Raw genomic sequence first — 23929 nt, 5'->3', positions numbered from 1 at the left:
GCCCCGGAGCGCTTACCGAGCCGGGGCCGGATGGACCTCGATCACGAAACCCTCTTCCGGCGCTGGTGGCACGAAATGGCGCGAGACCTGCCGGAACTGGTCCTCGGTCACAGCGAAGGGATGCAGGCCCTCCTTGTTCCGCGCCCTGAGCCGCGCGAGGCAGACCTCTTCCGGCACATCGAGTAGGTGAAGCACAGGCGCGGCATTCGTCCCCATGAGGAGGCCGCGCAGCCAGCCTCGCGCCTCGAGGGTGTTCGCCTGGAAGTCGAGGACCACTGAGACACCCGCTGTCAGCAGGTCCGTGACATGCGGCCCGACGACCTCGCGAAACTGGCCGGCCCTGCGCATGTAGTTGCGCATCGACGTCAACTCCGCACCGTAAAGCGCCTGGAGCCAGTCGTCTTCGCGGATCACCACCGTCCTTGGACCGTGACTAAGCTCAGTCGCCAGCGTGGACTTGCCTGAGGCGATCCGGCCGCAGAGCAGGCGCAGGGTCGGTTGATCGGCCATATTGTCTTCCACTTCTCGTCATACTGGCTGGGCCTGGGGCAGCGCCGTCAGCCCGAAGAGCAGCAGCGCCAAGAGCGGCTCAGGGTAAAAGGCGATCCTTGCGGTAGCTCGTCGGCGTCGTCCCCATCCAGCGCTTGAAGGCGCGGGTGAAGGCGCTCTGCTCGGAAAAGCCCGTCAGAAAGGCGATTTCTGCCAGCGAATGGCGCTCGTCCCGTAGGAGCCCTTCGGCCAGATCGCGGCGCGTCTCGTCGGTCATGGCGTGGTAGCTCATCCCGTGCTCGGAGAGGCGGCGCTGGAAGGAGCGCGCGGAAAAGCCAAGTCCGCGCGCGATCTCGGCCATCTTCGGTGTGCCCTCGCTCAGCGCCTGGGCGATGGCATCTTTCGAGCGGCTCACCAGATCGGGCGCGTTCGAAATCCGGGATAACTCCACATCGAGATGCGAAATGAGATAGCGCGAGATCCCCTCGTCACCGAGGACGTTCGACCGATCCAGCGTTTCGTTCGCGTAGAGGATCGCGTCGAGAACTGCGCCGAACCGGACCGGGCAGCCGAACCAATTCTCGTGCGCGGCGACGGATTGCGGGCGGCATGTCGCACCAGCACTATCTCGGGCAAGACCGGCTGCGGGCTGACCTGCCGGGCGATCGACACGGCGCTCGCAAGCGTTGCTTCGTTCGACAGCCGCATCCCGAGGCGTCTGTCGCCCGCCCGGTGCAGGATGAAGAGCGTGCCGCCCTTCGCCTGGCGCAGTTCATACTCGACCATGCTGGTCCAGAGCCGGGCATAGCGCTCGATCCGCGCGTAGGATGCGCCGAGTGTTGTCGCCGCCTTGAAGGCGAGCCCCAGCGGGCAGATCGGTCACATCGATCTGCGCGGCCATGCACTCAAGCATGTCGTAGTAGCCTTCGGCCGGGATCATCTGCCCGCTGTCCCAGGCGCTCTCCGGGTCGATCCCGACCGAGGACAGAATCTCGCTGGCGTCGATGCCATCGCCTGCCGCGGCGACAATCTTGCGAGCAAAGAGCGACGTCACATATCCCATACGCGGCAGTCTACGGCGCGGGTCGGGATCGGCCAAGCTCGACGCTATGCGGATGTCCGATGGGCTCGTTCGATCACGCCCGTCCCCGACCATCAGAAAGTGCTGCACCATAGACGAATGGCCGGTCTGGTGAAGCTGCAACACATCGCTTGACTACATCGGCAAGGGCCGGATTGGGCCGTAAACCGCCAGTTTACCTGATGGTCAGACAGCAATCGTTCGTTGCGTCAAGCAAGAGCATTAGCATAGCGACAGGTCCTTCAGCAGGGCTCGCTCCAGCGTCGACCAAATTGCAAGAACCTACTCGAAGTCCGTTGAAAACGAAGGCCAATTGAGTAGCATCTTTTGACCTCAGCTTAAAAGTCCCCCGGAGCGCATTGCAGACATATCAACCCTTCAGCGCGCCATGCCTCGACCACAGAGCTACGATCATCGATCACCAACCAAGGCTTGAAGCCGTCCGCCTGCATTTCTTTCAATGCGCGTCGTTTCACTTCGGGGTCGGTGGCTTCATCCTGATCTTCGGCGCGCAGGTATATCCCGTCGAATGGCAGATCGTGTTTGCGCAGCCATGCAATCGTATGTGCAGCCCAACCCTTTGGTCGTCCGGAGCAAATTAGAATGGTTTCACCGCTTTCTTTTAACCGTCGCATCAACTTTGCGACCGGGCCAATCAGTGCGGCATCTGCCATTGCGAGGTGGAAGTCACCCCAGTGTTTTTCCACGCCATGCACAAGATGGCCCAGACGCTCTGCGTCGAACTCAGCAAGGGTGCCATCGACATCAAAAACCACACATGGGGTCGCTGCGGTTTGGGTCATAGGGTTTGCTCCAGTAGTTTATTCTCGGCGATTTCGAATAAGAGGGGGGTCGCATTGGGCGGACGCTGGCCAACATCACCCGTTGTCCAGAGCACGCGTGCGGCGCGAATGACACCGGAGTGACATACAAGGACCGGAAAGGCCGTCGGAGATGCTGCGCAAATCTCCCTTATCGCGATCTGTACCCGCTTGAGCATATCGGGCCAGCTTTCGCCTCGGTCCGGAGTGGCTTCCCTGAGGGGCTGATCGCTCAGCGGTCGCCCTTCGAAGACGCCCCAGTCTCGCTCACGCAACCCGTCGTGCAACTCAATTCGCTGACCCGGAAAGACGAGCCGCGCCGTATCCTGCGCCCGTGACATCGGACTGGCGTAGATCGCAATCGGTTCTGGCCATATTCTTTGTGATAGCAAGCAGGCCTGATCGCGGCCCGCCTCGGTCAGCGGCACATCGGTTACCCCGGCGATGATCTCGTCTGCATTGGCGGTCGTCTCGCCGTGGCGGATTAGGCAAAAGCTGCGCGATGGCAAAGCTGCGGCGGTCATAGGCGCACCCGATCGTGAAAGAATACCTCGGCGTCGAGCCCTTCGACGAGGTAATCTTCGGGCTGGGTGCAAAACGCGGGCGCAAAGCGTTTTGCGCCGAGACGTTCCAGCATCTTGCGCTGATCGCGCAGCGGTGGGTGGACGTTCCAACGCTGAAAATATCCGCCCGGGACGCTGCAGATGCCCCGTGCGTGTGCCGTCATATGGCCTGTGAACACGACATGCGCGTCGCGCCCCAGACGCCCGCTTTCATGCCAAGCCCGCACATAGCCCCAAGCGGCACCGCCATCGGCGTTGGGCGTGTCGCAGATCAAGAACCGCGCCTGCTCCATCGGGCCGCGGTCCAACAGCGGGGCGATCAGATGGGCGTCGGCGCTGACGGCACCGCTGCTGAGTGCTCCGCGCAGCGTGTCTTGGCATTCAGGGTCCAGCATCACGCTTTCACAGCCGTAGCGCCGCACCAGATGCAGCGCCATTTCGCCCGCGCGGCCAGAGGGGGGGACGGGCAAAAGTACCTGCCCCTCGACTCTATCCAACAGGGCATTCAGCGCCTCGAACCGATCCGATTGTGGTACGTCATCAAGGTGATAAGAGCAGTCCAAAATCGCGGTCGCCGCAGGGGGTGGCACATCAAAGGTGAACCAATCGGATTCCTCTGACCAATCGCCGGAATAAAACAGCCCTTCGCCCAGATCGAAGTGGAACCAGACGCCGCCCATCGCATGGCCATTGCGCCCGGTGGTGAGGGTCACGTCGTTGATCGCCGTCTGACCTTGTTCGGGCAGCAGATGCACATTGGCCGCGGGCGGCAGGGCTTTGGCCGTTTGCGCCGTGGCATAGATGGGCAGACCCGCTTCAACCGCATGCGACGCGCCACCGATATGGTCGATGTGATCATGGGTGATGAATACCGCCTCAGCCCCTTCAAGCCACGCGGGATCGAAATGCGCGTTGGCTTCGGGGCCGAAACCGCAATCAAGCAGCCATATCCGGTTATCCACGGTCAATTGCATGCACGCGGGGCCTTTGTCCCCGATGCCGGAAAGTAGTCGTATGCTCTGCATTTATTCCTCTGAAAAGGCCCAAGGGGTGGTGATTGTCAGGCCCAGCTGCGCGCCGACGTCGAAGCGGGCGCGGGTTTCTGCAAACAGGCGCGCGCCGCAGTCGGTTACCGTTTCCAATAGGTATTTTCCGCCCATATAGGTGACCCGCGCGACCTTGCTGCGCAGATCGCCACTCTCAGAAATGGTCAGGTTTTCGGGGCGCAGGCAGACATGGCTGACCTGCTTCTCGGCGCGTGCTGATTGCACCGCAACTTCGGCCCCCAGTATCCGCGCCTGACGGGCCTCTCCGGCCTGCGTGACCTCTTGCACCGGCACCACGGTGCCGCGCCCGACGAATTCAGCAACAAAGCGGTTTTTAGGCCGTTCATAGAGGGTTTGCGGTGTGTCGAACTGCTGGATGCGGCCCTGATCCATCACGGCGATCCGATCGGCCATCGCCATGGCTTCGGCCTGGTCATGAGTGACATAGACCATTGTGGCCCCGGTGCGCTTGTGAAAATCGGTAAAGACGCCCTGCATCGTGGCCCGCAACGCCACATCAAGGTTGGCCAAGGGCTCATCCAGCAGCACGGCACAGGGATCAGAGACAAGGCAGCGTGCCAAAGCCACCCGTTGCCGTTGTCCGCCCGAAAGGTCAGAGGGCATGCGATCAGCGTAATTCTCAAGCCCCGTCGAGGCGAGGGCCGCGTCGGTGTGTTTTGCTACCTCGGACTTGGAGAACCTGCGGATTTCAAGCGGGTAGGACACATTGCGCCGCACCGACATATGCGGCCAAAGCGCGTAGGATTGAAACACAAACCCGATGTTGCGCTCTTCTGGCGGCAGGTTCACCCCTGTTTGAGCATTGGCCATTTCGCGGCTGCCAATGCGGAGTTGACCGCTGCTGGGCGTCTCGAACCCCGCCAAGATGCGCAGAAGGGTGGTCTTGCCACAGCCCGACGGCCCCAAAAGTGCGATAAATTCGCCGTCGTCGAACCGGGTTGTGATGTCTTGTAGGGCAGGGGTGCCTGCGAATGTCTTGCTGACCGAAGACAGGTTTATGTCTGCCATGGGACAACTCCTTTTGGGAAGCGGCTGGAAAACAACTGGATCAGCGCCATGAGGACGATGACCACAAAGACGATGGTCATTGCCAAGGCGCTGGCCATGCCGGTTTCGCCACTGTCATCGAGGTTGAAAATCACCACGCCTAATGTCTCGGTGCCCGAGGACCACAAGAGCGCGGAAACCGTGAGTTCATTGAACGCGGTGAGAAACACAAGGATCGCCCCCGCCGCTGCCGCTGGGGCCGAAAGCGGAAAGATCACATCGCGTAGCCGCCTGTAGAGCGAGGCACCGACCGATTGCGCGGCCTCATCCATAGCAGGATCGAACTGTTTCAGGCTTGCTTGAACCGGGCGGAACATCACCGCGAAGAACCGCGCGAGATAGGCCAGAAAGATGATCCAAATGGTGCCATAAAGCGTGGCTTCGGTGAAAGGCAGCTTGATCAGCAGCAGGATCATCGCGATCGACAGGACAACACCCGGCAGGGCGTAGGGCAGATCGAGCAGGCTGTCGAACAGCCGCGCGAGCCGCGTTTTGCGTCGCTCCATCAGCCACGCAAGAGGCAGGCAGATTGCCGCCAAAACCGCAGAGGCGCCTGCGGCCAGTCCAAAGGAGTTGGCGAAGGCACGCGAAGTGACGGGTTGGCGAAAGAGAACCTCATACCAAGATGCAAGCGTCACCGTGTCAAAGCGCAGGGTCACGCCATAGGCAGGCACGAGTGACGTCGCCAAAAGGCCGAACATCGGCAGGACGAGGATGGCAAAGACCACGGCCCATAGAAGTATCTCAACCGGTAGGCGGGCCGCGCCCAAGGGCAGGGCCAGCGGGCGGGAGGTGCTGCCCACAAGATGCAATCTCTGAAGAGACTGGCATAGGCGCTGTAACAAGATGCCCGCCACGGCGACCGCCCCGATCAGCATGGCCAGAACTGAAACCTCGGCCAGAACGGTCGTGCCCATGCCGGCCAACTTTTGATAGACCAGCGTCGGCAGCGTCGCATAGCCTGCAGGAATACCCAACATCGCGGGAATGCCAAAATTGCCAAGCGCGGTGACAAAGGTAATTGCCGTGCCCGCCGCGAGACTGGGCAAAGTCAGGGGCATGACGACCTGCCACCATGTGCGCAGCCCTCTGGCACCGCTGATCCGGGCGGCCTCTACCACATCTTGCGGGATGGATCGCAGGCCCGCGCGAAGGGTCAGGAAGATGATCGACATATGCTGGATGCCCAGCAAAAGGATAATGCCCTCGGGCGAGTAAAGTGGCTGGGGTGCGCCAAGCGGGGGGGCAATGCCCAATGTCTTTAGCAAAACCGAAGACGGCCCCATGATCTGGGTCCATGATAGTGCGGTGATCTGCGGCGGGATCATCATCGGGATCATCAGGCAAAAGACCAAAGCCGCCTTGGCCCGCAGGTCTGTCAGCGCCACCAAAAAGGCAAAGGCCGCGCCAAGCACCAGCGACACCAAAGTGCCAAAACCCGCCGTGACCAGCGAATGCTTAAGCGCGCTTAGAGTTGAGGGTTGCGCCAGTACATCGCGCATAAGGGTCAGACTGGGGCTGCCCTGATCGGTGACACCCTCGACAAAAAGGCGCAGGACCGGCGCAAGCGTCAGACAGATGGCGACAATCAGAATGGCAGAGAGCAGCCGGGCCTCGGTCCGGCTGCCTCCAGTTTGTTGTGCGGCACTCATCATTCAGCGCCGAAAAGCTCTGCGAATTTGGCCTTGTTGGTGTCGGCATTTGCGAGGGCCTCGGCAGGGTCAAAGGCCATCAGTTTGATGTCTTCGCGGGCGGGGAACCCTTCGGGGACGCCCATGCCGTCACGAGCAGGGATATAGCCCATGTCCAGAACCAGTTCTTGGCCTTCAGTGCTGAGCAGGAAGTCGACGAATTTCTCGGCACCTTCGACGTTCTTGGCAGAAGACATGATCGCCACCGGCTCGGTCACATAGGAAACGCCCTCTTCGGGAAAGACGAAATCAACCGGGGAGCCTTCAGCCTTGTTGCGGATCGCAAGGAAGTCGACGACCATGCCATAAGGCTTCTCACCCGAAGCCACGGCTTTGAAGGTGCCGCCGTTGCCACCCTGCGCGCGGGCCTCATTTGCAGCGAGGTTTTCGTAATACTCCCAGCCCAAAGTCTCATCGCCGGTCAGCGTGGCAAGGTGGATTAGCGCGGCACCGGAATAAAGCGGAGAGGGCATCGCGATTTGCCCTTTGATGGCTTCGTCCGAGAGGTCGGTCCACGAGGTCGGCGCGGTCTCGACACCTGTGTTGTAAACGATCCCGGTGGTGATCAATTTGGTCGAGTGGTAATAGCCTTCGGCAGAATGCAGCGCCGCGTCATAGTCACCGGCTTCGGGGGACTGATAGGCGGTCAATAGACCCTCCTGCGCCATGCCCTCCAGCGTCACAGTATCGGCGATCAGCAAGACATCGGGCTGCGGGTTGCCCGCTTCGATCTCGGCGCGCAGGCGGGCCATAAGTTTGGTTGTGCCGTCGCGGACCCAATCAACTTCGGTGCCAGGGTTGGCAGCCATAAATGCGTCCACGGTCCTCTGCGCATCCGCATTCGGCTGCGATGTGTAGAGGGTGATCGTATCGGCCATGGCCGTGCTGGCCAAAAGCGCGAAAGCGGTGGATGTAACGAAGGATTTCATGGAACTCTCCTGGGGTTTTTACTTTCGAACGAAAGCAGTTCACGAGAGCCTTATCCCTGAGTTTTCTGACAGTTTTGTAACGGTTCTTTGAAACTTTTATTTATATTGCGGGGCCTGAGTTCATTTCCTAACCTATTAGAAAAAACCATTATTTTTCGAAGGAAATGACCGTGCGACGGGATATTACCCAGAGAAGAGACGAGATTATTGCCCTACTCTCCAAGCGCGAAACGCTGTCGGCATCCGAGCTTTCGTCCGAGCTTTCGGTCTCGGTACAAACCATACGAGCCGACCTGCGCGATCTTGACGAAGCGGGACTCGTCCAGCGCCGCAACGGCTATGCCCGGCTGCGCCAGCAGAGTGAGAACATCGGCTATCTGCCACGCGAAGGCATCGCGCGACAGGAAAAGCAGCGCATCGCATTAGCAGTAAAGAGTCTCATTCCCGATGGCGCACGGGTGGCCTTGGGCACCGGCACAACGGTGGAAGCCTGCGCGCGGTTCTTGGCTTCGCATAAAGACCTTTTCGTCGCGTCAAACAGCATTCACGCTGTCTGCGCCCTGCAACAAGCCCCTGGCGTTGCTGTCGAACTGGCAGGCGGAACCGTAAGAATGCGCGATCTGGATATGATCGGCACGTCAGCGCTCAATTTCTTCTCAAGGTATCGGGTTGATTATGCGGTGTTCAGCTGCGGCGGCCTTTCCGAAGAGGGCGAGGTACTGGATTACAACGCCGACGAAATGTCCGCCCGCAAGGCCATTGCCGGCTGTGGGAAGAAGAACATTCTGGTGGTGGACAGCACGAAGAACGGCTTGGACCTGCCTTTCCAGATGGGTCACGCTTGGGACTTTGACGTGATCGTGACAGGGGCACGTTTTTCAGCATCGGTAATTGATAGCTGTTCGCGACATGGATGTCAGATTGTGCAAGTTTGACACCCTCGTTCGCTGGCTAACCTGCACGTCAGCCCGTCACATCCTCTGGAAGAGTATTGGCACGGATCAATGTCCGCTTGCAGGTGCTGCGATGCTGCGTCCGGCCTATTTTTGGAGGTCGGTTTACGGCCGTTTTCGACAGCGTGATACTGGGCGGAAAGCCGACCTTCGCTGCAGGTGCGCAATGCGGTGCCAAAGTGCATGATCGGCAGGTGGAACCACAAAGTTGAAGCTGTGTCAGCCGCCAAAACCAGCAACCGACCCGGACGTCACCCATGCGCTGGAGCACTTGCCGTCATAGGCAACATTCGGTGGCCAGTTAGCCTCGTTCAGGCCGCAGGCGACAAGACGTGCGTCGAAATCGAGCATGGACCACGGAAGGTCATCGCCGCGCTTGTCCCTATCGGGCCAGACGATGCCGCTGAAACCGTTTTCATTCCAGCATTCGAAGGCTCCCGTGGCGTCGTAGGGGCTGAGATAACCCATGATCGCGGCGTCCTCAAAGGCGGCGGTGTAAAGCGCAATTTGACCCGCGTCAGAGCCTTCCTTACTCTCGACCAGACCGACTTCGCGGCAAGCATAGCCGCCATAAGGCGTATCTCCAGGCAGTCTTTGGCGCGGGATGTAGAAGGGGCGGCTGTCTGCGGAAGGGCCGGTGCGCGCGCCATTTGGCGCAATGCCGCGTGTCGTCAGCAGAGCGTCAATTTCAGCGCGCAGGGCGGGCACCATACAGGTTAAAGTGCGCTGCGGTTCGGCCCCCCGTCCGAATAGGTCGAGCGAGATTTCAACTTGACTGTTATCCACGGCATCAATCGCACGGCGCAGGTTGAGCACGGCGTGTCCGCTCTCGTCCAAGAAAGTCAGACCATAACTGTCCCAAGGGTAGCCACCTGTCCCGAGTGTCATCGCAAAGGGAATATCCCGTGCCACCTCGCTGTGTGGTCCCTTAGAGATCGCCGGATCGACGTTAAGAGACAAAATCTCCATCTCGGTCATCGGGTGGACCGTGCGGCAGAGTTTAATTTCTTCTGCCTCTTCGGTCACACAAAGCACATCGGTTTCCAGAATGCCTTCGTCGCAAAACGCAGCGGCTTGGCTCGCAGCCAGCACCGCTGCAATTGTCATAGTTTTCCGCATCTTCCCCCCCACTGCGCTCAAAATTGAAACTGCCATGTGTTATGTCTGTGTCGTAGATTAAAGCTTCGGCGACCCGTTACTGGATCATCTGTAGATACTGCTGATCTACCCAGCCCGTGGCACAGGGGCCGTTGTAGGGATGCCCCATGTCTTCAGGGCGGACTACGCATTCACTAACGCCGATCGGGATCGCCACCGCGCGAAAAGCGCCTTGCACGGCCAGCACCTCAACTTCGTCACCGTCATATAGCTGCCACCACACGGGTGTTGCGGCATTGGGGCTGCTCCACTGGTAGACAGACACCGTTGTATCGGTCTGCACGCGTGCGCGACCGACTGTCTCTGGGGTCGGCACGATTTCATCACCCGAGAAAAACAAGCCCACAGGCCCGCGATCCACAAACCCGAGCTCCATCGTGGCGAGGTCGGCGTAGACGGTTTGCGGCAAGCACAGTTCCTGTTCAATCGGCATCTGCCAATCAGCGGTTTGCAACCAGGCTTCGGAGGGCAAGTCCAGCCGCTGTTCGTCCTCCTCTTCGTTCCACGGCAGAGCCATGTGAAGAATGCGCGCCATAGCGTAGGGTTCATCCCAAAATCCCAGTTCGACCTTGAGCGTTTCCTCGTCGAGCCAGCTAAAAGTGTAGTGGGTCAGCGCCCCATTGGCGGTCAGAGGAACGTCATAGCGCAGCTCACCGGAGGCCAAGTGGTGCCGCACCATTTCAAACCGCACGTCAGACTGACAGACAGTGATCTGCTCCCGCTCCGCCTCGGGCGCGTTGGTGGCGCATTGAAACACCACCTCGCCCGAACACACCCCCTGCGCCTGTGCAGCAGAGCCGAGGCCCCCCGCGATCACGGCCGCAGCCCAAGGTCTCATGGGGAGACCTGCGCATTGTCGATCATCATGATGAACTCACCAAGGCTTTGCTGAACAGACCCCGCATCGCAGGACAGGTCGGCAATCTCGTTGCCGTCCTGATAAACGGTGAGGCCACCGCCGACCTCGGCGTCGCCGCGTTCGGCCCACCAGTATACCTCGTAGCCATAGCCGTCTTCGGTTTGGAAGGTGACCGACTCGCTCATCATCGTGCCCATGCCCGTGCCCTCGTTGTAAAGCAGGGAGGCTTTGTCGACGATGATTTCCTTCTCGAGTTCACCGCTGGTTTGGAAAAAGCCATAAGAGGCCATATCGCCGTCCATCCAGAAGGCATCGCAAACCTCAACGGCCTTTGCGCCACCGTTAAAGGTGCAGCTGAACATCTCCGACCCGTCCAGTTCGCAGTAAGAGCCGGCCATCGCGGCAGAGGAGGTCATCATGGCCAAAGTCGTCAGAAGTGCCCGTTTCATGAGAATATCCTTTTGAGAAGTTAGAGTGATTGGGAATGTGTCTTTTGAACCTTGCGGCGGACCTGAAAAGCCCCATGAGCGCGAAGCCGATAAATGCCACCCCGAGCCCGACATCCTTCAGGGCCTTTTTTACGCGCGACCGAAGCTCGACATGCGTGGTTTGAGTAAGCTTGCTCATGGAGAATACGCTCCGAATTATACGTTTTGAAACGCTGCCGCGGTAAGGCGCGATCCACACATAGGCGGAGCCTAATGGTCTGAAAGTAGTAATTAAAAATCTGTTTTTGCTTTGCGCGAAATTGATAATTGCAACAACGCTACAATGCAAGTCGGCGCGTCCGCGAAAAAATTCTCCTTGGTTTGATTCCCGACTTCCCTGGTTCAGACAGAGAAGCAAGGGAGGCGGCGCGCGGGGTGAACACGGGCGGAGTAAGTGGCGGTGTTCTGGCAGTTCAGATGTGCTACACGGTAGCAATCCTGAATCGAAAACCCCGGAAAACCGGGGGAAACCCCCGGAAATCCACGCCAAGCGTGCTACATCAAGCTCATTCGGAGATGAGGTTAAGCTATTGAAAAGTAATGTTGAAAGAGCAGCACGGCTGAGCGTGGCACCCATGATGGATTGGACCGACCGCCACTGCCGCTACCTCCACCGTCTGCTCAGCCGCGAGACCCTGCTTTACACCGAGATGGTGACCGCCCCCGCCTTGGTGCGCGGTGGCGCGTTGCACCTGCTGGATCACGACCCTGCGGAACATCCCGTTGCATTGCAACTGGGCGGGTCGGACCCGCAGGAGCTGGCGCAGGCGGCGCGGTTGGGGGCCGCGGCGGGCTATGATGAGATCAACCTTAATTGCGGCTGCCCCTCTGACCGGGTGCAATCGGGTGCATTCGGGGCCGTTTTAATGCAGCAGCCGGGGCTGGTGGCCGATTGCGTCGATGCGATGCGCGCGGCCTGCGATGTCGAGGTCACGGTGAAATGCCGCATCGGGGTGGACGATCAGAACCCCGAAGAGATCCTGCCCGAGTTCCTGTCGCGGATCGTGGCGGCGGGCTGTACCCGTGTGACGATCCATGCCCGCAAGGCGTGGTTGCAGGGGCTAAGCCCCAAGGAAAACCGCGATATTCCGCCGTTGGATTATGACCTCGTCCACCGAATGAAAGGGCTGTTCCCGAACCTGCATATCTCGGTCAATGGCGGGATCACCTCGCTTGATCAGGCCGAAGCCTTTCTCGATGCGGGGCTCGATGGCGTCATGGTTGGGCGCAGCGCCTACCACGCGCCCGCGGATATCCTCGCCACGGCAGACCGGCGCATCTATGGGCAGGGCGGCGACAGCAGTGCGGAGGCGGCGGTGCAGGGGATGTTGCCCTATATCGAGGCCCATTTGGCAAGCGGCGGGCGGCTGGGGCAGATCACCCGGCATATGCTGGGGCTTTTCGCCGGGCGGCCCGGTGCGCGGCAGTGGCGGCGTATCCTTTCCGAAGGGGCGCATAAGCCCGGCGCGGGCCCGGAACTGGTCGAAACGGCCTTGGCCGAAGTCGCCGCGGCGCAGGACATGGCCGCGGCGGGGTAGGGTCAGACGCTGGGCTCAGCCACAGGGCGGGGCCGCAGCAGCGCCAGCGTGAGCAGGGCCGCTACCAGACCGCAGGCCGCGATGGCCCCCAACATCGGCGTGACGCTGCCGTCGAAAAACGGCCCGGCCAGCGCGATGGAAAGGCCCCCGGCCACCATCTGCAAGGTCCCGCCTAAAGACGAGGCCAGCCCTGCGATATCGCCGTGGTCATCCAGCGCCACGACCATCACCGTCGGCACCACCACGCCAAGGCAGGCATTGGCGCAGAACAGACCCGCCATCACCAGATAGAGGCCCGGCTCGGTAACCAACGCGGTGACAAAGATCGCGGCGGAGAAGAGCACGAAGCCCGCGACCCCGCGCCGGACGAGGCTGCGCATGCCCCAGCGTTCGCCCAGCCATCCCGCCAATTGCGAGGCCGAGAAGAAGCCCACCGCGTTGACCGCGAAGGCCAGCGAGAACCCCGTCGGCCCCAGCCCGTATTGCCCGGTATAAACGAAGGGCGCGAAGGCAATGAAGACAAAGAAAGACCCCATGGCGAAGCCGCCGATAAAGGTCAGCCCCATGAAGATCGGATCGCTCAGCAGCACCTTCGCGCCGCGCCAAAGGCTGCGCGGATTGATCTGAACGCGGCGCTCTGCGGGCAAGGTCTCGGGCTGGGCGGTGGCGGTGAGGGCCAGCGCGGCAACCGCCAGCACGCCGAGGGCTATGAAGATCGCGCGCCAATCGGCCAAGGCCAGAACCGCGCTGCCCGCCAGCGGGGCCAGCATGGGCGAGATCGAGATCACCAGCATCAACATCGCCATCAAGCGCGTCGCCTGTGTCCCGGTATATTGATCGCGGATGATCGCGCGGGGTACCACCATCAGCACCGCGCCACCCAGCCCTTGCAGGGCGCGCCAACCGGTCAGCGCCGCCATCGACGGGGCGAAGGCCGCCCCGAAAGAGGCGACCAGAAACAGCGTGAGCCCGACCATGATCGGCAGTTTGCGCCCCGCCTGATCGGCCCAAGGGCCGTAGAAGAGCTGCCCAAGCCCGAAGGCGATGAAATAGGCGGTGATCGTCGCCTGAACCGCCGTCTCAGAGGCGCCATAGCTTGCGGCGATGGCAGGCATGGCGGGCAGATACATGTCGATGGCAAAGGGGCCGACCAGCCCCAGCAACCCGAGAATGAGCGCTGAACGTAGCACGAAATGTCCTTTCGGATGAGATGGCCGGGGCCATATGGGGCGGGCGGCAAACGGTCGGTGCGCTTGGGGCCCACAATCGCGCGCAACCTAACTGCCCCCGGGCAAAGTGCAAGCCCGCCGTTATCGCCTTGAACCCCCCGCGCGAAACGGCTTGATAGAGCCAAAGACAGCCGGGGAGGGGCTCATGCCAGAATTGAACGATCTATTGCCGATGCTGGTGCTGCTCGCCCTGATCGGCGGTTTTGCCGGAATTCTGGCGGGGCTTTTGGGCGTCGGCGGGGGGATCGTCTTGGTCCCGGCGTTGTTTTATGTGCTGCAATCGCTCGGCTATGGCGGGCCGCAGTTGATGCAAATTTGTCTTGCGACCTCTTTGGCGACGATCATCGTCACCTCTGCGCGCTCGGTTCATGCCCATAACAAAAAGGGCGCGGTGGATTGGGAAATTCTGCGCACTTGGGCACCGGGGATCATGCTGGGGGCCATTCTGGGCGTGCTGCTAGTATCCCAACTGCGGACCCAGACGCTACAAGTGATCTTTGGCGGGCTGGCGCTTTGCGTGGGCCTCTACCTTGGCTTTGGGCGCAGCGAGTGGCGCTTGGGGGAGACCATGCCCCGCGGCCTCAAGCGCGCGCTCCTGTCGCCGATGGTGGGCTTTCTGTCGGTGCTCATGGGGATCGGTGGCGGCAGTTTTGGCGTGCCGCTGATGACATTGCACGGGCGGCCCATTCACAAGGCTGTGGCCACGGCGGCGGGCTTTGGCCTCCTGATCGCCGTGCCTTCGGTGATTGCCTTTCTGTTTGTCGATATCGGCCAGAACCGCCCGCCGCTGACCCTCGGGGCGGTCAACCTCGCAGCCTTTGGGATCGTCGTGGCGATGACGCTGATCACCGCGCCTTGGGGCGTGCGGCTGGCCCATGCGATGGATCCCAAACCGCTGCGGCGGGTGTTTGCTGTCTTCCTCGTGCTGGTGGCCCTGAATATGTTGAGAAAGGCGCTTTGGGGCTGAGCCGTCCTGTTTTTGACCTTACTCCTGCCGGAATGCGGCTCTTTCCGCCCAATTTCGGACAATGTTCATTAAATTGCCGCAATCTCGACACAAACTGCGGGCTAAATGCCATAACGAACGCAGAATCATCCGAACCAAGGGACGTGACGAGATGCGCCGATGCGGAACCAAAGCGATCATTCTCAAAGGGCAGGGTAGCGACCTTGCTTATTGGAGACCTGCACGCCGTGGCCGTCGGGCGTTTCGGTTCGATGGGATGTTCACCCGTGAGACCAGCCTGACCTTCGCCCGCGCCGCTGTGCCTGCCGCCAACTACAACGCGGCCCCGATGGGGCATCAGGATGTCACCCACGGCGAAGCGGCCCTTATTTTCCTGAACCAGATCGTCCAGCGCCGCGGCGCCTGAGCCCGCCTTAGTCGCGCCGCCGGGCCAGCCGCGCCGCGCGGCCCCCGCGCCGTTTCGCATGGGCGCTTTCGCGTGAGGGCAGTTCCGCCATGATGGCGCGGCGTTCCTCGGCGCTCATCGCGGACCAGCGGCCAATCTCGTCGATCGAACGCAGACAGCCGGTGCAGAGACGGCTTTCGGGATGCACCACGCAGATGTTGATGCAGGGGCTTTCGACCTCATCGCGTTGCCAGACCTTTTTAGTCACGGCGCATCACCTGCAAACGGTCCAGAAGCCCCTGAAGGATATAGCCCGCCGCCACATGGTCGATGACCTCGGCGCGGCGTTTGCGGGTGGTGTCGGCCTCAAGAAGCGCGCGTTCGGCGGCCACGGTCGACAGGCGCTCATCCCAATAGGTGATCGGCAGGGGGCTGAGCCGGTCGAAGTTGCGCGCGAAGGCACGGGTCGACTGGCAGCGCGGCCCCTCGGTGCCATCCATATTCCGCGGCAGCCCCAGAACAAGCCCGCCGATGCGGCGTTCGGCGATGATCTCGGTCAGCCGGGCGGCATCGACGCCGAACTTTTTGCGTCGCACGGTTTCCAGCGGGGTGGCAACGGATTGGAAACTGTCGCTCACCGCCACGCCGATGGTTTTCTCGCCCAAGTCCAGCCCGATCAGCGCCTGCATCGGGGGTAGGGCGGCGATGAAATCTGCGGTTTCGTCGTAAATCATCCTGCCACCCCTGCGCGTTCCCCGGCGCTGCGGATCATGTCCAGCGCCGCATTATCGCCCGAGAAGACCTCAAGCGCGTTATCATAGACCGCTCGGGCCTGATCGGTATCGCCCAAGACCCCCAGCGATGTGATCAGCCGCGCCCAGTCCTGCGGCGGGCCACCTTCGCTGGCCAGACGGTCCGACAGCCCTGCGACCATGCCGCCGATCATCTCCATCCGGTCATCCGCGCTCATCTCAGAGGCGGCTTCGATGTCTTCGGCCGAAGGGCCGCGCGCGGGGGTGCCAGTGCCAATCTGCGGCATCTCGTAATTCACCCCGGCAAGTGCGGCGACCTGAGCGATCTGCGCGCGGATCGGCTCGATCCAGGGGGCATCGACAGGCCCGCGCCGCAGCAGCGCGTCCCATATGCGAAAGCCCACATCGGGCCGTCCGGTCTGCACCATCATCAGGCCGAGGTAATAGCGCGCCCGGCCATCCTGCTCATCGCGGTTCAAAACCTCGCGCAGGGCGGTTTCCGCCTCGGGCGAAACATAGCCGCCCGCTGCCAGCACCAAAAGTTCGGCATAATCCGCGATATCCTTGGCGGTGCGGTCGGCGCCTTTGAGACGCAGCACATTGCCCTGCGCCTCGGCCGCGGCGGGGAAATTGCCGATGCGGGCTTCGTTCTGCGCCAGAAGGGTTTGCCCTTGCAGGTCTTCGGGCCGGTCTTTGACCGTGGCGCGCAGCTGCTGCATCAAGGCGAGGTAATCGGCGCTCAGCCCTTCGGTGGCAGGGCTGGGGGGCAGGCTGTCCACCGCGCTTTGCTGGCTGGGACGGTTGCGGCGCATATCCTCGGCAAAGGCGATGCGGTCGGCGAGGGCCAGATCGCCATAGCCGGGCTGCCCCAGATGCCAATAAAGCGCCAAAGACCCGGCCCCCAAGGCCACGACCCCGGCGATCAGCACGAAGGGCGCGGGGCGCGCGGCGGTGTGCGGGCCACCGTCGCGGGCGGCATCGGCCGCGAGGATCCGGCGCGAAATCTCGGTCCGGATGCGGGCGGCGTCGGCCTCGGGGACAATCCCGCGTGCCACATCGCGCTCAACCTCCTCCAACTGGTCGCGGTAAACCTTCAGATCATAGTCCGCCTGAGCGGGCAGGGGCGTATCCGCGCCGCGCCAGGCGGCCCGCGCCAGAAGACCGCCCACGACAAGCGCCATCGCGCCAGAGAGAAACCAGAATATCATGGCCTCTACCTAACCTTTGACCGGCCCCGACAAAAGCCCGCAAATGCCGCGTGCCCTGCGGCATTTTTCACCAATCGCGCCGCATGTCGCAAAACCGCGTCCAAATGCCGTGGTGGTCATTTCGCATATCTGCTCCTAGGCTCAGAACTGAGCACAGCCGCCCGCGCGGCCCGAATCCTTGCCGGGAAGTGACGTGATGAAGAAATACTCCGTTTTCGCAGTGGCCCGAGAGGCGATGCGCCATCATACGGGCTGGACCCGGGCATGGCGGGATGCGCAGCCGAAAAAGCGCTATGACGTGATCATCGTGGGCGCGGGCGGGCATGGGCTGGCGACGGCCTATTATCTGGGCAAGAACTTCGGCATCACCAATGTCGCGGTGCTGGAAAAGGGTTGGCTTGGCGGCGGCAACACCGGGCGCAACACGACGATCATCCGCTCGAACTACCTGCAAGACCCCTCGGCTGCGATCTACGAAAAGGCGCGCAGTCTGTATGAGACGATGAGCCAAGACCTGAACTACAACGTCATGTTCAGCCCCCGTGGTGTCATCATGCTGGCGCAGACCGAACATGAGGTGCGCGGCTACAAACGCACGGCCCATGCCAACGCCCTGCAAGGCGTACAGACCGAATTTATCGGGCCGGACCGGGTCAAACAACTGGTGCCGATCATCAACATCGACGGGCCGCGCTACCCGGTGCTGGGCGGGCTCTGGCAGGCCCGCGGCGGCACCGCGCGGCATGATGCGGTGGCTTGGGGCTATGCGCGGGCCTGCTCGGATATGGGCATGGACATTATCCAGAAATGCGAGGTCACCGGCGTGCGCCAGACGGGCGGCAAGGTGACCGGCGTCAGCACCACACGCAGCGATATCGACTGCGACAAGCTGGGGATCGTCGTGGCGGGGCATTCGGGCCAGCTGGCGAATATGGCAGGCTTTCGTCTGCCGATCGAAAGCGTGGCCTTGCAGGCGCTGGTCTCGGAGCCGGTCAAACCCTGTATGGATGTCGTCGTCATGGCCAATACGGTGCACGGCTACATGAGCCAGTCTGACAAGGGCGAGATGGTCATCGGCGGCGGCACGGACGGGCATAACAACTACACCCAACGCGGCAGTTTTCATCATATCGAAGAGACGGTGCGCGCGCTGGTCGAGACCTTCCCGATGATCTCGCGGCTCAAGATGCTGCGGCAATGGGGCGGCATCGTGGATGTCACCGGCGACCGCTCTCCCATCCTCAGCAGGACCCCGGTCGAGGGGGTGTTTATCAATGGCGGCTGGGGCACGGGCGGCTTCAAGGCGATCCCCGGTTCGGGCTGGGGCTTTGCGGAGTTGATGGCCAAGGGGCATTCGCCCCTGACCGACGCCTTCGGGCTTGAGCGTTTCGCCGAAGGCCGCTTTATCGACGAATCCGTGGCCGCCGGGGTGGCGCATTGATGTTGTGGATCGGCCACAATTCGCCGCTGCTCAGCACGGGGGGGAACGCCAGTGCCCGGCCCGGGGTTACCCGTTCAGACATTGAATATAACGGAGCTGAACAATGGCAACCCCGGATCACAACCGCACGGATCACGTCGATCATACCAACACCACCACAACCACGACCACGACCGATCGTGGCGGCAACAGCGGCCTTGCCTTCATCGTGGGCGCGGTCGTCGTCGTGGTGGCTTTGCTGGCCTATTTCCTCTTCGCGGGCGGTGACCTTGATGGCGCGAATGACGTCAACGTTAATATCGAAGGCGCAGCCGAAAGCACTGGCGAGACCATTGAGGGCGCTGCCGAAGGCACGGCGGATGCCGTCGATGAGGCAGCAACCCCGACCGAGTAAAACCCCCTCGGCCACGCGCGCAGCGTCGCCTTTTCACGAATCACGCCGCTCCGCGCCGTCGCGCCGGGGCGGCGTTTTGCCGTTCTCTACCCGCGCAGGAGTCTGCCCATGCTGATCCTCACCTGTCCTTGCTGCCATTTCACCGCCGAAGAGACGGAATTTCACGGCGGCGGGGAGGCGCATTTGAAACGTATCGGCCCCGGCGGCTCCGAAGAGGATTTCGAGCGTTACCTCTTCATGCGTGAGAACCCCAAGGGCGTGCATCTTGAGCGTTGGCGGCATGTCTATGGCTGCGGCAAGTGGTTCCACATGGCCCGCGATACCGCCACGCTCGAAGTCTTTGGCAGCTATCCCGCGCAGACCCTCGCCCCGCCGGATCACATCCTTGAGGCGATCCGCAAACGCCATCCCGATTGGCAGTGGCAGCGCGCCAGCTAGCCCCCGACCTCGTTTCTCGCCCCGGTATTCACCCCATCCTCAGCCCCCAAGGTTTTCCACGATGAGCACAAGACTGGCCACAGGCGGCCGCCTGCTGAACAAAAGCAAACCGCTGAGCTTTACCTTCAACAGCAAGCAAATGCGCGGCTATGAGGGCGACACGCTGGCCTCGGCGCTGTTGGCCAATGATCAGGTGCTGGTCGGGCGTTCGTTCAAATACCACCGCCCGCGCGGCATCGTGACCTCCGGCCCCGAAGAACCCAACGGTCTGGTCGGTCTTGGCCAAGAGGAGCATTTCGAGCCCAATGCCCGTGTCACCACGACCGAGCTTTACGAGGGGTTGGCCGCTGAAAGCCAGAACCACTGGCCGAGCCTTGAGTTCGACGTGGGCGCGATCAACAAACACCTCAGCCGCTTTCTGCCGGCGGGCTTCTACTACAAAATGTTCATGCATCCGCGTCCGCTGTGGAAGCATCTCTATGAGCCGATCATTCGCCATTCTGCCGGTCTTGGCAAAGCGCCCAAGGCCGCGGATGCCGACACCTATGAACACTTCCACGCCTTCTGCGATGTGCTGGTCATCGGCGGCGGTGTCGCGGGGCTTCAGGCCGCCTTGGCCGCGGGTTTGAGCGGTGCGCGTGTCATCGTGATGGAGCAGTCGGCCCATTGGGGCGGGCGGGCGCCGGTTGACGGCGGCACGGTCGACGATGCGCCGGTGGAGGACTGGATCGCGCAAACGCTCGACCGTTTGCGCGGCATGGAGAATGTGGACCTGCGCGACCGGACCATGGGGGCAGGGGTTTACGATCACGGCTATGTGCTGGGCTATGAACGGCTGCGGGATCATGCCCCCGAGAGCGCAGGCCCACGTCATCGGCTTTGGCGCGTGCGGGCGGCCCATGTGATCACCGCCACGGGCGCGATCGAGCGGCCGCTGAGCTTTGCGGGCAATGACGTGCCTGGCGTGATGCTGGCCTCGGCCATGCGCGACTATGTAGCGAATTACGGGGTGTCACCGGGTGATCGCACCGTGGTGGTGACGAATAACGACAATGCCTATCTCACGGCGATTGCGCTGAAACAGGCGGGGCTTGATGTGCCCGCCGTGCTGGATGCCCGCGTCTTGCCGCAAGACAGCGAATTGGTCGCCCAAGCCCGCGCGCTTGGCATTCGGGTGGTCATGGGCCATGCGGTATCCTCGGTTCAGGGGGGCAAGCGGGTGACCGGTGTGGCCGTCTGTTCGCAGGCGGGCGAAGGTGCCGTGCTGGAAGAGATCGCCTGCGATGCGGTGGCCATGTCGGGCGGCTGGTCGCCGGTGGTGCATCTGTGGTCACACTGCGGTGGCAAGCTGAAGTGGGACGATGCAAAAGCCTGTTTCCGCCCAGATCAGGACCATCCGCCCACCGGGGCAGACGGCCATGGTTTCGTGACGCCAGCGGGGGCGGCGGCCGGGGTCTTTGCCCTCGACGACGTGCTGCATGACGCCCATGCCGCTGCCGATGGAGTGGCAACGTCGCTCGGCTTCAAACTGCCGCGCGATCTCACCGCGCCCACGGCGGCCCGGCGCGAGGAGGCGCCGATGATGCCGGTTTGGCAAATGCCACAGGGCGCCAGCGTCAAACTGCGCGAAAAGACCTTTCTCGACTATCAGAACGACGTGAAGGTCTCGGACGTTCGGCTGGCGGCGCAAGAGGGTTTCGTCTCGGTCGAACATGCCAAACGCTATACCACGCTCGGCATGGCAACGGATCAGGGGAAGCTTAGCAATATCAACGGGCTGGCCACGCTCGCCGGGGCGTTGGATGCAGAGATCCCCAACGTCGGCACCACCACCTTCCGCCCGCCTTACCACCCGATTTCGATGGGCGTGATTGCGGGGGCGGCGCGGGGCGATACCTTCCAGCCGATCCGCCGCACCCCGCTGCATGATTGGCACGAAGCCAATGGCGCTGTCTGGGAGCCGGTCGGCCAGTGGCGGCGGCCCTATGCCTATGCGCAAGACGGCGAAAGCACCCATGACGCGGTGATGCGTGAGGTGACCAACACGCGCCAGAACCTCGGCCTGCTGGATGCCTCGACCCTTGGCAAGCTGATCGTGCGCGGCCCGGATGCGGCGCGGTTCCTCGACATGATGTACACCAATATGATGTCGACGCTGAAACCCGGCAAATGCCGTTACGGGCTGATGTGCAACGAAAATGGTTTCCTGATCGACGATGGTGTTGTGGCGCGGCTGGATGAGCAGACATTCCTCTGCCACACGACCACCGGCGGGGCCGACAGCATCCATGCCCATATGGAGGAATGGCTCCAGACCGAGTGGTGGGATTGGAAAGTGCATGTGGTCAACGCCACCGAACATTACGCGCAGGTGGCCGTGGTCGGCCCCAATGCGCGCAAATGTCTGGAAAAGCTCGGCGGCATGGACCTCAGCCGCGAGGCGCTTGGCTTCATGGAATGGACCGAGGGCGAATTGGGTGGTTTCAAGGTCCGCGTCTTCCGCATCTCTTTCTCTGGCGAGCTGAGCTATGAGATCGCCGTTGAGGCAGGGCAGGGGCAGGCCTTCTGGGACGCGCTGCTGATCGCCGGGCATGACTTGGGCGTGATGCCCTATGGCACGGAATGTTTGCACATCCTGCGCGCTGAAAAGGGCTTCATCATGATCGGGGATGAGACCGACGGCACGGTGATCCCCCAAGACCTTGGCCTGAACTGGGCGATCTCGAAAAAGAAGGACGACTACCTTGGCAAACGCGCGCAACAGCGTAGCCATATGCAGGATCCGACCCGCTGGAAACTGGTGGGGCTTGAGACCACGGATGGCAGCACCCTGCCGGATGGGGCCTATGCGCTTGGCGAATGTGAGAATGAGAACGGCCAGAAGGTGATGCAGGGGCGGGTGACCTCCTCCTATCATTCGCCGACGCTGGACCGGGGCATCGCCATGGCGCTGGTGCTGCATGGACCGGACCGGATGGGCGAGGTGCTGACCTTCCCCGGCACCGATGGCAAGACCTATGAGGCGCGGATCGTCGATCCGGTGTTTTATGATCCCAAGGGGGAGAAACAGAATGTCTGAACCCGTAAGCGCATTGAAGAACGCCCGCTATGACGCTGGTATCGCTGTGATTTCCGAAGTGGCACCCATGGGCATGATTACGATCCGCGGCGATCTTGATGCGCCCTATCTGCGCAAGGTGACCAAGAAACTCACCGGGGTGGAGCGCCCCGAGCGGGGGCAATGCCGCTTCGCCGGGGATGCCGGGGTGGCTTGGATGTCGTCCGATGAATTGCTGCTCTTTTGCCCTCACGTGCAGGTGTCCGAGGTGCTGGCGCGGCTGCATGCGGCCTTCGAGGATACCCATACCACCGCCATGGATGTCTCCGGCGCGCGCGCGGCGTTTCGTGTCGAAGGCCCCCACGCGCGGGAGGTGCTGGCCAAGCTCGCCCCCGTCGACCTCGCCCCGGATCAATTCACCCCCGGCATGTTCCGCCGCACCCGGATGGGGCAGGTGCCCGCCGCCTTTTGGCTGCGCGACGATGGCGCCTTTGAGGTGATCTGCTTTCGCTCGGTGGCGCAGTATATGTTCGACCAGCTTTGCGTGGCAGCCCAGCCCGGCAGCGCGGTCGGTCATTTCCAAACGGCGTAAGTCAGGAGAAAAACTGACTATTTCTCTCGGAACGGATGTGATTTGCAGACGTTGACCTTGACGTTGCCGCTTGATCAACATCAAGTGGCCGCAGCGAAATTTCCAAACGAGGAGGCCCAGAAATGGCTTTTGAACTTCCCGATCTCCCCTATGCCCACGACGCGCTTGCATCCAAGGGCATGTCCAAGGAAACGCTGGAATACCACCACGACAAGCACCACAACGCCTATGTCACGAACGGCAACAAGGCGATTGAGGGCACCGAGTGGGAGGGCAAGACCCTCGAAGAGATCATCAAAGGCACCTACAACCCGAACGCCGTGGCCCAGTCCGGCATCTTCAACAACATCTCTCAGCTGTGGAATCACAACCAGTTCTGGGAAATGATGAGCCCCGAAGACAACAAAATGCCCGGTGAGCTGGAAAAGGCGATCACCGAGAGCTTTGGTTCCGTCGACAAGTTCAAGGACGAGTTCAAGGCCGCGGGCGCGGGCCAGTTCGGCTCCGGCTGGGCGTGGCTGGTGAAAGACAAGGACGGCAGCCTGAAGGTCACCAAGACCGAGAACGGCGTGAACCCGCTCTGCTTCGACCAGACTGCGCTGCTCGGCTGTGACGTGTGGGAGCATTCCTACTACATCGACTTCCGCAACGCGCGCCCCGACTACCTGTCGAACTTCCTCGACAACCTTGTGAACTGGGACAATGTCGCGTCGCGCATGTGATCTAGCGGCGGCGCGTGCGAGAGCCGCTCGCGCCTGATGCGTGTGGCGCTCTCCCAGTC

The 23929-nt window shown here is 61.8% G+C and carries 27 protein-coding genes; 10 read left to right on the top strand and 17 right to left on the bottom strand.

Annotated features, from left to right (window positions below; all coding sequences use genetic code 11):
* Positions 1-12 precede the first annotated feature (12 nt).
* The 10 genes from ACGYK9_RS15435 to ACGYK9_RS15390 form a co-directional block, all read right to left on the bottom strand.
* On the bottom strand, positions 13-510 hold the full coding sequence (locus tag ACGYK9_RS15435; protein ID WP_394412742.1) for an AAA family ATPase: 498 nt from the start codon (positions 508-510) through the stop codon (positions 13-15).
* Between the two features lie 79 nt (positions 511-589).
* Positions 590-904 (bottom strand): helix-turn-helix domain-containing protein, encoded by a 315-nt coding sequence (locus ACGYK9_RS15430; protein WP_394412739.1) that lies wholly within the window; start codon positions 902-904, stop codon positions 590-592.
* Positions 901-1305 (bottom strand): hypothetical protein, encoded by a 405-nt coding sequence (locus tag ACGYK9_RS15425; RefSeq protein ID WP_394413065.1) that lies wholly within the window; start codon positions 1303-1305, stop codon positions 901-903. The genes ACGYK9_RS15430 and ACGYK9_RS15425 overlap by 4 nt, the downstream gene beginning before the upstream one ends.
* A complete protein-coding gene (locus ACGYK9_RS15420; protein WP_394412736.1) occupies positions 1262-1552 on the bottom strand; it encodes an AraC family transcriptional regulator in 291 nt (96 codons plus the stop codon). Before ACGYK9_RS15420 ends, ACGYK9_RS15425 begins: the two co-directional genes overlap by 44 nt.
* A gap of 356 nt (positions 1553-1908) precedes the next feature.
* Positions 1909-2373 carry an HAD family acid phosphatase gene (locus ACGYK9_RS15415; protein ID WP_209218627.1) on the bottom strand — a complete coding sequence of 155 codons (465 nt, stop codon included), beginning with the start codon at positions 2371-2373 and terminating at the stop codon, positions 1909-1911.
* Positions 2370-2915 carry a histidine phosphatase family protein gene (locus tag ACGYK9_RS15410; RefSeq protein ID WP_394412733.1) on the bottom strand — a complete coding sequence of 182 codons (546 nt, stop codon included), beginning with the start codon at positions 2913-2915 and terminating at the stop codon, positions 2370-2372. The genes ACGYK9_RS15415 and ACGYK9_RS15410 overlap by 4 nt, the downstream gene beginning before the upstream one ends.
* Positions 2912-3928: an MBL fold metallo-hydrolase gene (locus tag ACGYK9_RS15405; protein ID WP_394412730.1), complete on the bottom strand. Its 1017-nt coding sequence runs from the start codon at positions 3926-3928 to the stop codon at positions 2912-2914. Before ACGYK9_RS15405 ends, ACGYK9_RS15410 begins: the two co-directional genes overlap by 4 nt.
* 51 nt (positions 3929-3979) lie before the next feature.
* Positions 3980-5029 (bottom strand): ABC transporter ATP-binding protein, encoded by a 1050-nt coding sequence (locus ACGYK9_RS15400; RefSeq protein ID WP_394412727.1) that lies wholly within the window; start codon positions 5027-5029, stop codon positions 3980-3982.
* Positions 5017-6720 (bottom strand): ABC transporter permease, encoded by a 1704-nt coding sequence (locus ACGYK9_RS15395; protein WP_394412724.1) that lies wholly within the window; start codon positions 6718-6720, stop codon positions 5017-5019. The genes ACGYK9_RS15400 and ACGYK9_RS15395 overlap by 13 nt, the downstream gene beginning before the upstream one ends.
* Positions 6720-7688 carry an ABC transporter substrate-binding protein gene (locus ACGYK9_RS15390; protein WP_394412721.1) on the bottom strand — a complete coding sequence of 323 codons (969 nt, stop codon included), beginning with the start codon at positions 7686-7688 and terminating at the stop codon, positions 6720-6722. Before ACGYK9_RS15390 ends, ACGYK9_RS15395 begins: the two co-directional genes overlap by 1 nt.
* Before the next feature lie 170 nt (positions 7689-7858).
* Here ACGYK9_RS15390 and ACGYK9_RS15385 point away from each other — a divergent pair, with 170 nt between their 5' ends.
* Entirely contained in the window at positions 7859-8623 is a 765-nt protein-coding gene (locus ACGYK9_RS15385; RefSeq protein WP_394412718.1) for a DeoR/GlpR family DNA-binding transcription regulator, read from the top strand.
* Between the two features lie 237 nt (positions 8624-8860).
* On the opposite strand, the gene ACGYK9_RS15380 is transcribed toward ACGYK9_RS15385, so the two are convergent.
* The 3 genes from ACGYK9_RS15380 to ACGYK9_RS15370 are packed head-to-tail and all read right to left on the bottom strand — an operon-like array spanning position 8861 to position 11107.
* The gene (locus ACGYK9_RS15380) at positions 8861-9796 is read right to left on the bottom strand and encodes a hypothetical protein (protein ID WP_394412715.1); all 936 of its coding nucleotides are present in this window, start codon (positions 9794-9796) and stop codon (positions 8861-8863) included.
* Between the two features lie 40 nt (positions 9797-9836).
* Complete coding sequence (locus tag ACGYK9_RS15375) at positions 9837-10637, bottom strand: hypothetical protein (protein WP_394412712.1); 801 nt, start codon at positions 10635-10637, stop codon at positions 9837-9839.
* Positions 10634-11107, bottom strand: a complete 474-nt coding sequence (locus ACGYK9_RS15370; protein WP_394412710.1) for a hypothetical protein — start codon at positions 11105-11107, stop codon at positions 10634-10636. Before ACGYK9_RS15370 ends, ACGYK9_RS15375 begins: the two co-directional genes overlap by 4 nt.
* A gap of 569 nt (positions 11108-11676) precedes the next feature.
* Between ACGYK9_RS15370 and dusA the strand changes: the two genes are divergently transcribed.
* A complete protein-coding gene (dusA, locus tag ACGYK9_RS15365; RefSeq protein WP_394412708.1) occupies positions 11677-12684 on the top strand; it encodes a tRNA dihydrouridine(20/20a) synthase DusA in 1008 nt (335 codons plus the stop codon).
* 2 nt (positions 12685-12686) lie between these two features.
* On the opposite strand, the gene ACGYK9_RS15360 is transcribed toward dusA, so the two are convergent.
* Positions 12687-13874, bottom strand: a complete 1188-nt coding sequence (locus tag ACGYK9_RS15360; protein ID WP_394412705.1) for a multidrug effflux MFS transporter — start codon at positions 13872-13874, stop codon at positions 12687-12689.
* Between the two features lie 184 nt (positions 13875-14058).
* Between ACGYK9_RS15360 and ACGYK9_RS15355 the strand changes: the two genes are divergently transcribed.
* A complete protein-coding gene (locus ACGYK9_RS15355) occupies positions 14059-14880 on the top strand; it encodes a sulfite exporter TauE/SafE family protein (RefSeq protein ID WP_394412703.1) in 822 nt (273 codons plus the stop codon).
* 256 nt (positions 14881-15136) lie between these two features.
* Positions 15137-15286 (top strand): hypothetical protein, encoded by a 150-nt coding sequence (locus ACGYK9_RS15350; protein WP_394412700.1) that lies wholly within the window; start codon positions 15137-15139, stop codon positions 15284-15286.
* A 7-nt stretch (positions 15287-15293) separates the two neighbouring features.
* On the opposite strand, the gene ACGYK9_RS15345 is transcribed toward ACGYK9_RS15350, so the two are convergent.
* The 3 genes from ACGYK9_RS15345 to ccmI are packed head-to-tail and all read right to left on the bottom strand — an operon-like array spanning position 15294 to position 17225.
* On the bottom strand, positions 15294-15533 hold the full coding sequence (locus ACGYK9_RS15345; protein WP_067264719.1) for a DUF1289 domain-containing protein: 240 nt from the start codon (positions 15531-15533) through the stop codon (positions 15294-15296).
* Positions 15526-15999 (bottom strand): Holliday junction resolvase RuvX, encoded by a 474-nt coding sequence (gene ruvX / locus ACGYK9_RS15340; RefSeq protein ID WP_067264722.1) that lies wholly within the window; start codon positions 15997-15999, stop codon positions 15526-15528. The genes ACGYK9_RS15345 and ruvX overlap by 8 nt, the downstream gene beginning before the upstream one ends.
* A complete protein-coding gene (gene ccmI / locus ACGYK9_RS15335) occupies positions 15996-17225 on the bottom strand; it encodes a c-type cytochrome biogenesis protein CcmI (protein WP_394412697.1) in 1230 nt (409 codons plus the stop codon). Before ccmI ends, ruvX begins: the two co-directional genes overlap by 4 nt.
* 196 nt (positions 17226-17421) lie before the next feature.
* Here ccmI and ACGYK9_RS15330 point away from each other — a divergent pair, with 196 nt between their 5' ends.
* From ACGYK9_RS15330 to ACGYK9_RS15305, 6 genes are all read left to right on the top strand, one after another.
* Complete coding sequence (locus ACGYK9_RS15330; RefSeq protein WP_394412694.1) at positions 17422-18666, top strand: sarcosine oxidase subunit beta family protein; 1245 nt, start codon at positions 17422-17424, stop codon at positions 18664-18666.
* Positions 18667-18769: 103 nt separating this feature from the next.
* Positions 18770-19060: a hypothetical protein gene (locus tag ACGYK9_RS15325; RefSeq protein WP_209218643.1), complete on the top strand. Its 291-nt coding sequence runs from the start codon at positions 18770-18772 to the stop codon at positions 19058-19060.
* A 108-nt stretch (positions 19061-19168) separates the two neighbouring features.
* Positions 19169-19498 carry a sarcosine oxidase subunit delta gene (locus tag ACGYK9_RS15320; protein ID WP_394412691.1) on the top strand — a complete coding sequence of 110 codons (330 nt, stop codon included), beginning with the start codon at positions 19169-19171 and terminating at the stop codon, positions 19496-19498.
* A 61-nt stretch (positions 19499-19559) separates the two neighbouring features.
* On the top strand, positions 19560-22577 hold the full coding sequence (locus ACGYK9_RS15315) for a sarcosine oxidase subunit alpha family protein (RefSeq protein ID WP_394412688.1): 3018 nt from the start codon (positions 19560-19562) through the stop codon (positions 22575-22577).
* Positions 22570-23148 (top strand): sarcosine oxidase subunit gamma, encoded by a 579-nt coding sequence (locus ACGYK9_RS15310; protein ID WP_394412685.1) that lies wholly within the window; start codon positions 22570-22572, stop codon positions 23146-23148. Before ACGYK9_RS15315 ends, ACGYK9_RS15310 begins: the two co-directional genes overlap by 8 nt.
* A 122-nt stretch (positions 23149-23270) precedes the next feature.
* Positions 23271-23870: a superoxide dismutase gene (locus ACGYK9_RS15305; RefSeq protein WP_394412682.1), complete on the top strand. Its 600-nt coding sequence runs from the start codon at positions 23271-23273 to the stop codon at positions 23868-23870.
* Positions 23871-23929: the final 59 nt, after the last annotated feature.

Origin of the sequence: Sulfitobacter sp. 1A15258 (genome assembly GCF_043557045.1) — a bacterium.
Classification (GTDB): domain Bacteria; phylum Pseudomonadota; class Alphaproteobacteria; order Rhodobacterales; family Rhodobacteraceae; genus Sulfitobacter; species Sulfitobacter faviae.
The sequence above is the reverse complement of the archived record's forward strand: the minus strand, read 5'-3'. Positions and strand labels throughout refer to the sequence as shown.

Bases quoted from the DNA above. Each gene is read 5' to 3' on its own strand.
- ACGYK9_RS15435 (WP_394412742.1), bottom strand. From the start codon at position 510: ATGGCCGATCAACCGACCCTGCGCCTGCTCTGCGGCCGGATCGCCTCA.
- ACGYK9_RS15420 (WP_394412736.1), bottom strand. From the start codon at position 1,552: ATGGGATATGTGACGTCGCTCTTTGCTCGCAAGATTGTCGCCGCGGCA.
- ACGYK9_RS15415 (WP_209218627.1), bottom strand. From the start codon at position 2,373: ATGACCCAAACCGCAGCGACCCCATGTGTGGTTTTTGATGTCGATGGC.
- ACGYK9_RS15410 (WP_394412733.1), bottom strand. From the start codon at position 2,915: ATGACCGCCGCAGCTTTGCCATCGCGCAGCTTTTGCCTAATCCGCCAC.
- ACGYK9_RS15405 (WP_394412730.1), bottom strand. From the start codon at position 3,928: ATGCAATTGACCGTGGATAACCGGATATGGCTGCTTGATTGCGGTTTC.
- ACGYK9_RS15400 (WP_394412727.1), bottom strand. From the start codon at position 5,029: ATGGCAGACATAAACCTGTCTTCGGTCAGCAAGACATTCGCAGGCACC.
- ACGYK9_RS15395 (WP_394412724.1), bottom strand. From the start codon at position 6,720: ATGAGTGCCGCACAACAAACTGGAGGCAGCCGGACCGAGGCCCGGCTG.
- ACGYK9_RS15390 (WP_394412721.1), bottom strand. From the start codon at position 7,688: ATGAAATCCTTCGTTACATCCACCGCTTTCGCGCTTTTGGCCAGCACG.
- ACGYK9_RS15380 (WP_394412715.1), bottom strand. From the start codon at position 9,796: ATGGCAGTTTCAATTTTGAGCGCAGTGGGGGGGAAGATGCGGAAAACT.
- ACGYK9_RS15375 (WP_394412712.1), bottom strand. From the start codon at position 10,637: ATGAGACCTTGGGCTGCGGCCGTGATCGCGGGGGGCCTCGGCTCTGCT.
- ACGYK9_RS15370 (WP_394412710.1), bottom strand. From the start codon at position 11,107: ATGAAACGGGCACTTCTGACGACTTTGGCCATGATGACCTCCTCTGCC.
- ACGYK9_RS15355 (WP_394412703.1), top strand. From the start codon at position 14,059: ATGCCAGAATTGAACGATCTATTGCCGATGCTGGTGCTGCTCGCCCTG.
- ACGYK9_RS15350 (WP_394412700.1), top strand. From the start codon at position 15,137: ATGTTCACCCGTGAGACCAGCCTGACCTTCGCCCGCGCCGCTGTGCCT.
- ruvX (WP_067264722.1), bottom strand. From the start codon at position 15,999: ATGATTTACGACGAAACCGCAGATTTCATCGCCGCCCTACCCCCGATG.
- ccmI (WP_394412697.1), bottom strand. From the start codon at position 17,225: ATGATATTCTGGTTTCTCTCTGGCGCGATGGCGCTTGTCGTGGGCGGT.
- ACGYK9_RS15330 (WP_394412694.1), top strand. From the start codon at position 17,422: ATGAAGAAATACTCCGTTTTCGCAGTGGCCCGAGAGGCGATGCGCCAT.
- ACGYK9_RS15325 (WP_209218643.1), top strand. From the start codon at position 18,770: ATGGCAACCCCGGATCACAACCGCACGGATCACGTCGATCATACCAAC.
- ACGYK9_RS15320 (WP_394412691.1), top strand. From the start codon at position 19,169: ATGCTGATCCTCACCTGTCCTTGCTGCCATTTCACCGCCGAAGAGACG.
- ACGYK9_RS15315 (WP_394412688.1), top strand. From the start codon at position 19,560: ATGAGCACAAGACTGGCCACAGGCGGCCGCCTGCTGAACAAAAGCAAA.
- ACGYK9_RS15310 (WP_394412685.1), top strand. From the start codon at position 22,570: ATGTCTGAACCCGTAAGCGCATTGAAGAACGCCCGCTATGACGCTGGT.
- ACGYK9_RS15305 (WP_394412682.1), top strand. From the start codon at position 23,271: ATGGCTTTTGAACTTCCCGATCTCCCCTATGCCCACGACGCGCTTGCA.